We start from the raw sequence: 10960 nt of genomic DNA on the forward strand, positions 1-10960 counted from the left end.
GATATAAAGAAATTGGGGTTCATTTAGGATAAGAATTATTTGACTACAAAAATCGGTATAAAAGAGATTCGTTGATTGGAGCGAAAGGCGGCGACTCCTGCCGGAATAGCAAAATTCTTTTGCGAGTAAAAGCGAAGCGTTAGGAGCATGAGCTGAAGACCCTGGACTGAGCAAAGCGAGGGAAGCGGCTGAAGCCATGCCGGCGGAAAGCGTCCGCCCTGTAGCGCAAATCAATATTACTCAGCGGTACCTAAGTAAAAGGGTGACGTGCAAATCAAATCACCCCAACATTTGATTTAGAACCTATAATAGTTGGTGAGGCGCTTATAGCAGACACATTCAAAAGCTTGCAAGGCAATTGAAGCAGATGTGAATTGTCTGCCAGAAGGAGTTCAGAAATTGGCAGGTCCATCTGGTAATGAAAGTGTTCCCGGTCTTATACTCCAGATCAATGCTTGCTTGTTCAAGACTGTAAGATCATTGAGAATATCGCTGTTAAAATCCTCAATAATAACGGTTTAAATTTCTCCAGTTTTTACGGATAATCTATTTTGAGAGAGATAGATTGGAAGTGTGAGAATGACGTTATTGCTGGAGGATTTTTTATGATAAGAGAATTAAAACGGAAAGGTTGGACAATTAGTGCGATTGCAAGGGAAACAGGATTTGATCGAAAAACCATCAGGAAACATTTAAAGGCAGAAGCTACACCGTATTCAGAAAAACGAGCTAAAAGAGGAAGTAAGCTGGATCCATTCAACGCCGTATCTGTTAGAACGAATTAAATTTATACTGCAAATTGTGCAGTTCGGCTTCCTGGCTCAGAATATTCTTGAAGCAAGCAGGACAACTCAAGTATGAAAGAAATGATAATTATGTGCTTTATTTTGCTGGATTTGCGTGAATATTATAACAAATATTATAAAATCCTATTTAACAAACCCCCACGAATTACCTTTTGGTAAATCGTGGGGGTTCCTTCACTCATTTCAATTAGATAATTAGTTGAAAGAGTTAACTTATTCTTTTACAGCTACTACAGAATATCCAGCTACATCAAAGACAAACTCATTTTCAGCAAGTGACTTGTCTGTAACCTTCACTGCATCGCCATTTGTTGTTTTTAAAGTTAGAGCAGTAAGTGTATGTCCTGCTTCTAAACCTTCTGGTCCTTCAAGTGTAATAACAACTGTATTACCGCTTAAAGAAGCTTCTACACCCGAAACTGCAACTGCAGTACCATCAGCATCTTCGAAAGTAAGGTCTGCTGTTGTAACTGTGTCATCACCTTGAATTGCTTCGTCGAATGTTAAAGTCAACGTTGTTCCATCTGTAGAAATTTCAACTGTTTTCACAGTAGGAGCAGTCGCATCTGTTGCTAATTTCACTGCATCAGCAAAAACAGATTTGACATTTACTGCATTGTAGAAACCTTTCAAGCTATTAGTGAATAATGCATCTGCCACGAATGTAACTTGTTCGTCAGTTAACTTTGTAATATCCAACTTAAGAACAGCCGCATTAGCTTTCAATGCTGTCTTCATTGCTGTTTTATCAGCCGCATCGTTTATTGCTTCTAAAGCTGCATCGATTTCTTCTGTTGCTTTTCCAGCTTCAACGTCTGCTACTGCTTTATTTACAGCCTCTTGCAATTCCTTCAATGTCTTACCAGCAAAGCTTGCAAGTTTACCAACAACAGCAGTTTCGTCTGCAGCTTTTACTTCAGAAAGATCTAAACCAGGTACAAGTTTAAGATTAGTAGCTGTTTTGTCTCCTTTGAAATCCTCAATAGCATCTGTTACTTCTTTATCGTATGCAATAGAATACACAGAAGAAGCTTGAGAATCAGTCAATACGCCGGATACTGCTTTAGCAGAAAGTAGAGCACTAGCTACGCTTTCTTTTTGAGCATCACTTTTTAGTGTGCTGAATTTAGGGTTAAACGTATCGCCATGTTTTGTTAGAGCAGCGACCATATCCGTTAGGTTGGTTGCACGATTAATATCTGTTAGAGCTCCTGCTACATTGCCATCAAGAGACACGATTTCAAATGTTACCTTATCGCCGTCTTTCTTGTATGTTACTTTTACCTTACCGATATTATTTACGATAAGCTCTTCGAATGCATCTTGCTTAATAGTGACTGCATTCATGTTTTTGTAAGTAGCATCTTTGTAGCTTACTTTATTTTTCTTTTCAAATTTAAGTTCTTTCTTTTCAGTATCAATTGATTCAACGATACCTGTATGAATTGAACCTAATTCTGTTGTAGCAGTGAAGTTAGCTTCTTTAGTGTGGCTGCCAAGATTGATTGGACGCAATTTACTGTTAGTAGCAGGTTGTGCTGTTCCAGTAGCAACTACACGTACGGAAGTTGAAAGATTTGTAGTTTCTTCATTACCAGTTACAACTTCAATGTAAGGTTTAGAAGAATCCTTAACATGAACTGTAAGTGGGCGGTTTGGAGAAACCACATATTTCTTGTTGTCAGCAATTACGGTAATGTCATTTTTACCTGTATTTGTAACAGTAAATGTTGCATCAATTGATGAATAATCTGCACCATTCAGAGTGTAAGGTTTTCCACTTTGGTTAGATGCAGTTAGTGTAAAGAAAGCTGATTCTAATCCAGTGAATTCTTTATTAGCTTTACCGCCAATCTCCTTAGAAGGCGTTAACACTCCACCTGCTAGTTTAGGTTCAGCAAAGTAAGAAATTGGAGCAACTTTGTATGGTTCACCTTCATCAAGTTTACCATCTCTCGCATCTGATGAATTAATATCAATCCATACGATTGGAGTAGCATAGTCTTTTGGTATGTCACTTCCGATAGTGAATGTAGCTTCACCCTTATCGTTAGTTTTCACAGTGTAAGATTTCGTTCTCGCATCAGGAACTACTTTTTCATCCTCATCAATGAAATAAGCAGAAGTGTTTGTATTGATATTACGGTCTAAATCTTCGTTAAACGCAACATTTACAAGTTCGTTAGCAGCAACTTTACCATCCTTGGTTTTTACAACGACTTTGTATTCACGGCCGTTTTCTGCGTAGATAGCAGCTTCTTCAGATCCTTCACGAGTAACGTCAATCACGTATTCAGCTTGAAGTGCACCAAATGTTAGTTTATCCACTTTTGCTTGAAGCTTTTGAGCTTCATATTTTGTGCTTTCTTTTCCTTCATCTTTGAACACGATTGGTGTTACAGCAGTGTTATGACCAGACACTGTAAAGATAGCTTCACCTTTACTGTCAGTTGTAACAGTTGCAACTACAGGCTCATCATCATTCAATAGTTGAACCGGATTTACACCGTTTACAGTCGCTTTTGAAGTTTTATCGATGTTAACATTTACGTTTTCAGCAAATGTTACATTGAATTTTTGATTTGCAACTGGTTTGCCTGTTTTAGGATCAAGGTAAGTCAATTTGTATGTCTTATCTTCTCCGTTGTTTACGCTGTTACCTTTCTTATCAGTTGGTTCAACTGAAAGGATCGTGTCAACGCCCCAGAATACATAAGCAAGGCTGCGAACTGACGGTGCACCTGTTGGGTATGCAACTACTTGATCATCGCCAGCTGCATATTGTGTATAAGAGAATGTTGCAATTCCATCAGCGTTTGTTACTGCTTCAAACACTTGGTCTTTGTTAAGCGTGTTATTTGTATCAGCTTTAACGTTAAATGTTACAGGAATACCTGCTTGTTTAACACCAACATCAGCTGAAATAATCGCTTGTTGTCCTACTTTACCTTGTACAGATTGAGTAGTGATATCGATTTTAGAAGGAACTACAGCAGAGATACCTTCGAATGAACCGATTTCTTTGTTGTCAAGAGAAACAGTATATTTCTTACCGCCTTCTTGAACTGCAGTTGTCAATACAACTGTTTTGTTGTCAGATTGTTTAACTGCTGCGTTTGAAACAGTCAAACCTTCGATTGTGAAGTTCAAAGAGTTAACGTTTTCAACTGCATCTTTGAATGTTACTTCAACAGTTGTAGCGTTAACAGCCTTAACTGCTACATCACCTACAACACCAGTTGCAACTTCAGAGTAGTCAGTTTCAATCGCTTTGTTCAAGAATGAAGCGAACTGAGCACGTGTAGTTGTACCTTTAGGGTCGAATGTAGGGTTTGCTGGGTTTGTGATATCGAAGTAGTCAAGTACGTCGATCGCTGGACGTGCTTCAGCTTTCGCTTGAGCTAAGTCAACTACGTCTTTTTTGAATTCTTGTCCAGCAACATATGTTGCAAGGTCAATGTTGTGTACGCGGTCGAATGCGCGAACGATAACGATTGCCATGTTTTCACGAGTGATGTTGCCAGCTGGGTCAAGTTTCCCGTCTGGAGTTCCTACGAATAGGCCGTTGTCTTTAACAAGAGCAGCCATTTGTAGAAGCTCGTCGTTAGAAGCAGATGTTAGATCTGCGAAACGTGGGTTTGTTTTGTAGTCAGTTGGAACTGAGTATCCTTCTGCTTTCAACCATTTACCCATCATTTTAACAACGTCAGAACGTGTTAAAGTTTTGTTTGGTTGGAACGAGCCATCAGGGTAACCTGAGATGACACCTTTTGCTACTAGTGCATCGATGGATGCTTTGTGTGAGTTGTTGTCAGCCACATCTGTGAAAGATGCTGCACTTGCAACTGGTGCTACTGCAGATGCTACTAATGCAGCTGATGCAGCGCCAACTACAAACTTACGATACTTCGTTGGTTGGTTAGCCATTGAATAATTTCCTCCTCTGATTAAGAAATAATTTTGTCATCTACCCCACGGCAAAATGGAAGTAGAAGCCATTACAAACTAAAGTATAGATATTAATAGCAGGGATGTCAATTACAAAATGGTATTCTGTCAGATTCATAGAGAAAATGACTATGTAATTTTCCGCTGCTTCTACTATTCTATCGTATTTCAAATTTTTATCAAGTATTTCTACAATATTTCTTCTATTGTTATGAAATTGTCATGTTCGTTATGAATATATTTGTTCTTTAAGAGAAGATTTTCTTTTGAAAATGCAAAAGGACTTGAACAGATGGGAGCTGTTCAAGTCCTTTTGTGCGGTCAACCAACCGTTTTTCGTCCTGCGTGGCGTTTGTTATATATGCTACAGAGGAAATTATCCTTACACTTACGTATTCTATCACCTGTTTTAGTAGATTACAAGTATCATTTCTCTTTTTTACGGATAATTTCAAGTAAAAACTTCGGAAGGTTCATTTGTCGCTTTAGGCGGCTCGGTTCCTTTAATAGTCTGTATAGCCATTCGGCTCCTACTTTTTGAAATGCCGCTGGTGCGCGCTTAACATTGCCAGCTAACACATCAAAGGAACCGCCGACTCCTTGATAAAGCGTCGGGTGCAGTTGGTCGCGGTATTGTTCGATCCATAGCTCTTGTTTCGGTGAGCCCATGGCGACGAATAGAATATCCGGCTTTGCTTCGTTGATCTTTTGAATTACTTTGTTGACGTCTTTTTCGTAGCCGTCTTGTGTGCCAGCTACGATGAGATCTGGATAGGTTTCAATTAACTTTTCGGCGGCAGTTTCCGCAACGCCCGGCCTGGCGCCGTAAAGGAAGATTGGCTTTTTCGTTCTCGCCGCTTCCCTTACGATGCGATCCATCATATCAACGCCTGTTACCCGTGATGTAATGTTGCCTTTTTGAAGCTTTGACGCAATGATGACTCCGATACCGTCCGGAATTTGGAATTCCGCTCTATTTAATAGTGCATGAAGGCGTGGATCGTCTTTTGCTTTCATGAGTTTTTCGGGGTTGATGGCAACGACTAACGATTTCTTTTTGTCTTCGATGTTTTGAAAGAGCTTCGGTATGAGTTCATCGTAGTTTTCAGTATTTACGTCAACACCTAATACTTTTTCTTTCATTTAATTGAAAACTCCTACTGGCGAGCCGTCTCCTAATTTATAGTAATGGAAGCCGGCTTGTTCCCATTTTTCACGGCTTAGCGCGTTTTTCGTATCTAACACAAATGGCTTCGGCTCTTTCGTATTCAGCATGTCCGGGCTAAGCTGTTTGAAATCGGTATGATCTGTCGTCAAGATGATCAGATCTGCGTCTTCAATTGCTTCCTCCAATGTCGCCTTTTGAGTCGGGTGCTGCAATTCTTTAATATGCGGATCGAAGGAGGATACTTCAATGCCGTATTGCTGTAACGCATCAATTACTTTTAAAGAAGGGCTTTCGCGCATATCGTCGACGTCGCCTTTAAATGCAAGGCCTAGGATGGCGACTTTACTGTTGCCCGCTGTGCGTCCGCTTAACAAGTTGTTCGCCTTTTTCGCAACGAATTGCGGCATGGAATCGTTCGTCAAACGTGCTTTATGGATAATATCGGAGTTTTCCGGGTTTAATTCCACAAGGAACCAAGGATCGACTGCGATGCAGTGCCCACCTACTCCTGGGCCTGGCGTATGGATGTTGACGCGCGGGTGGAAGTTTGCGAAACGGATCGCTTCCCAAATGTCTACGCCGATGTTTTCGGCGATTTTCGCTAATTCGTTGGCGAACGCAATGTTGACATCTCGGTATGTGTTTTCCATAACTTTTACAAGTTCTGCGGTCGTTGCGTCTGTCAGATGGATTTCACCTTGGACGAATGTTTTGTAAAGCAATTTTGTGAGCTCTGCCGATTCTGGTGTAATCCCTCCGACGATCCGGTCGTTGTTCACTAACTCTTCGAAAATTTTGCCCGGGATGACGCGTTCTGGAGAATGTGCAACGAAAAGGTTTTCTCCCAAAGTCAAATTCGATTTGCGAAGCTCCGGCAGCATGACGTTTTCGACTGTTTTTGGCGGTACTGTTGATTCCAGAATGACGAGTGCGCCTGGTTTTAAGTACGGCACGATGGATGCTGTCGCCTGGCGGATGTATTCCAAGTTCGCTGTATTGTCCGGGTTAATGGGCGATGGGACTGCGACGATGTATACTTCTGCTTCTACAGGTGTTGTAGAGACGGTGAAGTATCCTTCGTCGATGGCGCGGTTGAGGCGCTCTTGCAGGCCGTTTTCTTCTATATGTAATTGCTTGTTGGCAATCATGTTCACTGCTTTTTCGTTAATGTCGACGCCGTGCACGTGGACGCCGCTGTTGGCGAACATGACGGCAGTTGGAAGGCCGATGTAACCTAAGCCAACGACGCAAATTTTCTTATCCATTCGTAAATGTTCCTTTCTGTTGGAGCTGAATTTTTATTGGAGGCTGCCGTTCGTTTGGGAGCCTTTTGAGTTTTTCATTTAAAAGACGCATGCCAAATCCATTCGGGGTGACATGCATAGTAGGTTCATGTAAACAACTGTTGATTATAGCATATTTGTTTCAAATGTTCATTTTTCTTTGTTTGTCATTTCACTGTAATTGGTGTGTAAATGCCTTGTTTTGTAGTCCTCCCTGTTTGGTTTTCAAAGCCCGGGTGGACGATGAGGACGTACGAGCCGCCACGTTCCATCGGTTTTTTCGGGGTGATGTCGATGACGTCTTCCCCGTTTGGCTGGATGGCGATTGGTACGGCGATCCCCCCTACTTTGACGAGCTCTACTTTATTGGACGCATGAACGTTTTTTAAGTTCATTTTTTGTGTGAAATGAATGTGAAACGTCTTTTCTTGTGGGCTATGGTCGATCGGCGTAACGGTTTTGTATTTTTGTTCGCTCATCATTTCGTGAATGAGCCGTCCGTGGATTGTCGCTAGTTCAGCATCGTAAGCACATTCGATCGTCGGCTTGACGCCGTTATGATGGATTTCCTTTTTGCTTGGTCCAGTAAATTTGCCGACGGTTAGTTTCAGGGCAGAGCCGTCTTCAAATTCAAAGAACGATTGGACAGTCCCCTTCCCTTTTGTTCGTTCCCCAACGATGACCGCGGCATTTTGATCCGCAACCGATGCCGCTACGATTTCAGATGCCGATGCCGAATAGCGGTTAACTAAAATGTATGTTTGTTTCGGAAATTTTGTTTTGGAAGCGACAGGCTTAATCATTTCGCTGCCTTCCCGTGTTGTCAGTTCATAAGCGTTATGGACACCGTTGAAATGGCCTAATAGTTTTTCGGCGCTTTCCACGTAGCCACCGCCGTTATAGCGAAGGTCGATAATGAGTTTTTTCGCTCCTTCTTTTTTCAGTTTATTGTATTGCTTCGTCACTTCTTCATCCATGTTCGCTGAGAAGGTTTTGATCCGAATGTAGCCGATGTTGCCGTACAGCATGGATGATGAGACGGCAGGAGTATTTATGTCGGAAAGGGCTACGTCATCCGCCCCGACCGATGCAACATACTTACTGTATTCTTCCGCGGTTAAGTAACGGGAGTATTCATCTAAGGAATCGATCACTTCTTCAATGGTCTTTTTTTCGTGGAGGTCAGCCGGGATGTCTCCATAGTAAAAGTGTTCGACGAAGAATTTAACGTCATCGACGCGTGCTGCTTGTGCTGGCAGTGCGATGAACAGGAATGTGATGAGTGCAAAAAAGATTGTTGGGATGAGTTTAGGTAGATGTGTTGCTTTTCGTTGTTTCATTGCCGACAGCCTCCTTTTGTGTATCTTTTTTATTTCTAATTATACCCACTTTGATTCATTAAAGACATGGGGCTGGGAAATAGTTTTATAGATTAGGGATTTTGTAGGGGATGGATGGGGCGGCGTAGGAGTTTGGAGGGGGTGTGGGGGTGGGGGCGGGTTATGCGTGGGAGGAGAGGCGTTATGCGGCTGGGGCAAGTGTTTATGAGGGAGTTTTAGGAGTTTTGCGTTTGCGGAGGCTGGTATGCGTTTTGGGGTGAGTATATGCGGTGGTGGATGATGATTATGCGTGGTTTGGTTGATTTATGAGTTAAATAGGGTTGGTTTTGGGCATTGTGTGGGCGTGGGGTGGAGTTTCTTTTGGAGATTGTTATTCGCGATGAATGCTTTTGATATATTAAGGGATGGGTTTTGTTATGAGCGGATGTTGTAGATGGGAGTTATGCGCAGTTGAGTGGTCGTTATGAGTGATTCGTGGAGTTTATGCGCTTAGGACCAGGGATTATGCGTGGTTTAGTTGATTTATGAGTTTAATAGGGTTGGTATTGGGCATTGTGTGGGCGCGGCGGTTTGTTTCTTTTGGAGATTGTGATTCGCGATGAATGCTTTTGACAAATTAAGGGATGGGTTTTGTTATGAGCGGATGTTGTAGGTGGGAGTTATGCGCAGTTGAGTGGTCGTTATGAGTGATTCTTGAAGTTTATGCGCTTAGGACGAGGGGTTATGAGGGAGTTTTAGGAGTTTTGCGTTCGTGAAGGTTGGTATGCGTTTTGGGGGGAGTTTATGCGGTGGCGGATGATGATTATGCGTGGTTTAGTTGATTTATGAGTTAATTAGGGTTGGTATTGGATATTGTGTGGGCGCGGAGGGTTGTTTCTTTTGGAAATTGTGATTCGCGATGAATGCTTTTGACATATTAAGGGGTGGGTTTTGAGTGGCGGTCTGATTAAAGAATACTTGGGTTGATTCATAAAAAAATATAGGCCGGGCACGGGTTTGTGCCCGGTTTTGTTATTTGGTTGTGAAGATGTGGACCCAGTAGGTATCGCCGTTTTTGTCGGTTGCGTAGCCGATGCCTATGTTGGTGAATTTGGCGTTTAGGATGTTGGCGCGGTGGCCGGTTGAGTTCATCCATCCTTCAACGACGGATTTGGGTGTCGTATAGCCTTGGGCGATGTTTTCCCCATAGCCACTCCATTTGTAATTAAAGTGGTCTAACAGCTGCCCGACTGAGCCGTAGGTTGGCGACTGGTGAGCGAAGTAATTGTTTTTCACCATGTCTTCCGCTTTTACTTGGGCAATTTTGGAAAGTGCTGCGTCTTCCTTCAATGCAGGGATATTTTGTTTTTTGCGTTCTTCATTGACGAGCGGAATCGTGTCAGTTGCTGTTACTTTTGGCGGCTCAGGAATTGAGTATTCTTTATCAACATAACGCTGTTTTTCTTTGTCATAATAGATTTCACCAGATTTACGTTTGGCATCGAAGTCTATCGTGCGCTGGATGAACGCCGCCATTTGTGCGCGAGTGACATTTTCGTTCGGCTTGAACATGCCACCCTGTTCAGTCGTCGTGATGCCTAATTCTGCGATTGTTGTGATGTAGCCGTAGTAACCGTTGATTTTCCTAACATCAGCAAATGTAATGAGATCATTATCGTCAACAATCATATCGAAGGCGTTCACTAAAATTTTGGCCATTTGCCCCCTTGTGAGTGGATCGTTCGGCTTGAACGCTTCCCCATCGTTAAACACACCTTGTTCAGTGAGCGCCCGGATATGGTTATAGGAGCCGTGCGCTGGCGTGAAGTCTTTAAAGTTCGGCTGGAAGTTTTCTGATGGCTTCACTTTGGCAGCAAGCGCAACAATTTTGGCTGCTTGAGCGCGTGTAACCGGTTCGTTCAGTCGATAGGTGCCATCGGGATAGCCGTTGATGATGCCTCGATCCGATATGTTGTCTATTGTTTCGTATGCCCAGTGGCTGCGTGGCACGTCCGTGAAGGTGGCTGCTTTTGCTGGGATTGCTGTTGGGATGAGCAACGCAGCGGATAGAAGGATTGCTGTTGTTGATTTCTTCATAGGATGCACTCTCCTTTTCTATTGTTTCTACTATTATAATGGGAGATTTGTAGAGTTGGGAGTGAAATGGGCTTGGGGAGGAGAATTTTATGCGTTTAGTGGAGGCGTTATGCGGGTGGGGATGGAGTTATGCGTTTTGGATTATGGATTTGCGCGGGGGGAGATGGCGTTATGTGTTTTGGGCGAGGTTTATGCGATGATGAATCGCATTATGCGTTTTTGACTGCGGTTATGCGCGGGGGAGATAACTTTATGCGTTTGGAGTGAACTTTATGCGCGGGAGGGATGGCGTTATGCGTTTGGGATTATGGTATTGCGCGTGGGAGATGGTGTTATGCG

At 42.7% G+C, this 10960-nt stretch carries 7 protein-coding genes; 2 read left to right on the plus strand and 5 right to left on the minus strand.

What is annotated here, in order from left to right:
- Window positions 1-605: 605 nt before the first annotated feature.
- Entirely contained in the window at window positions 606-785 is a 180-nt protein-coding gene (locus WFH04_RS17340; RefSeq protein ID WP_336825460.1) for a hypothetical protein, read from the plus strand.
- A 234-nt stretch (window positions 786-1019) separates the two neighbouring features.
- Here the strand turns inward: WFH04_RS17340 and WFH04_RS17345 are convergent, their stop codons facing one another.
- From WFH04_RS17345 to WFH04_RS17365, 5 genes are all read right to left on the minus strand, one after another.
- Window positions 1020-4733, minus strand: a complete 3714-nt coding sequence (locus WFH04_RS17345; RefSeq protein ID WP_336825448.1) for an S-layer homology domain-containing protein — start codon at window positions 4731-4733, stop codon at window positions 1020-1022.
- Between the two features lie 447 nt (window positions 4734-5180).
- Window positions 5181-5897 (minus strand): WecB/TagA/CpsF family glycosyltransferase, encoded by a 717-nt coding sequence (locus WFH04_RS17350; protein WP_336825450.1) that lies wholly within the window; start codon window positions 5895-5897, stop codon window positions 5181-5183.
- Entirely contained in the window at window positions 5898-7187 is a 1290-nt protein-coding gene (locus tag WFH04_RS17355) for a nucleotide sugar dehydrogenase (protein ID WP_336825452.1), read from the minus strand.
- Window positions 7188-7372: 185 nt separating this feature from the next.
- Window positions 7373-8545, minus strand: coding sequence for a S41 family peptidase (locus WFH04_RS17360; RefSeq protein ID WP_336825454.1), 1173 nt, complete (start codon window positions 8543-8545; stop codon window positions 7373-7375).
- Window positions 8546-9556: 1011 nt separating this feature from the next.
- On the minus strand, window positions 9557-10621 hold the full coding sequence (locus WFH04_RS17365) for a CAP and S-layer homology domain-containing protein (protein WP_336825456.1): 1065 nt from the start codon (window positions 10619-10621) through the stop codon (window positions 9557-9559).
- A gap of 55 nt (window positions 10622-10676) precedes the next feature.
- Between WFH04_RS17365 and WFH04_RS17370 the strand changes: the two genes are divergently transcribed.
- Complete coding sequence (locus WFH04_RS17370) at window positions 10677-10844, plus strand: hypothetical protein (RefSeq protein ID WP_336825458.1); 168 nt, start codon at window positions 10677-10679, stop codon at window positions 10842-10844.
- Window positions 10845-10960 lie beyond the last annotated feature (116 nt).

Origin of the sequence: Sporosarcina sp. USHLN248 (genome assembly GCF_037144575.1) — a bacterium.
In the GTDB taxonomy this organism is placed as follows: Bacteria; Bacillota; Bacilli; order Bacillales_A; family Planococcaceae; genus Sporosarcina; species Sporosarcina contaminans.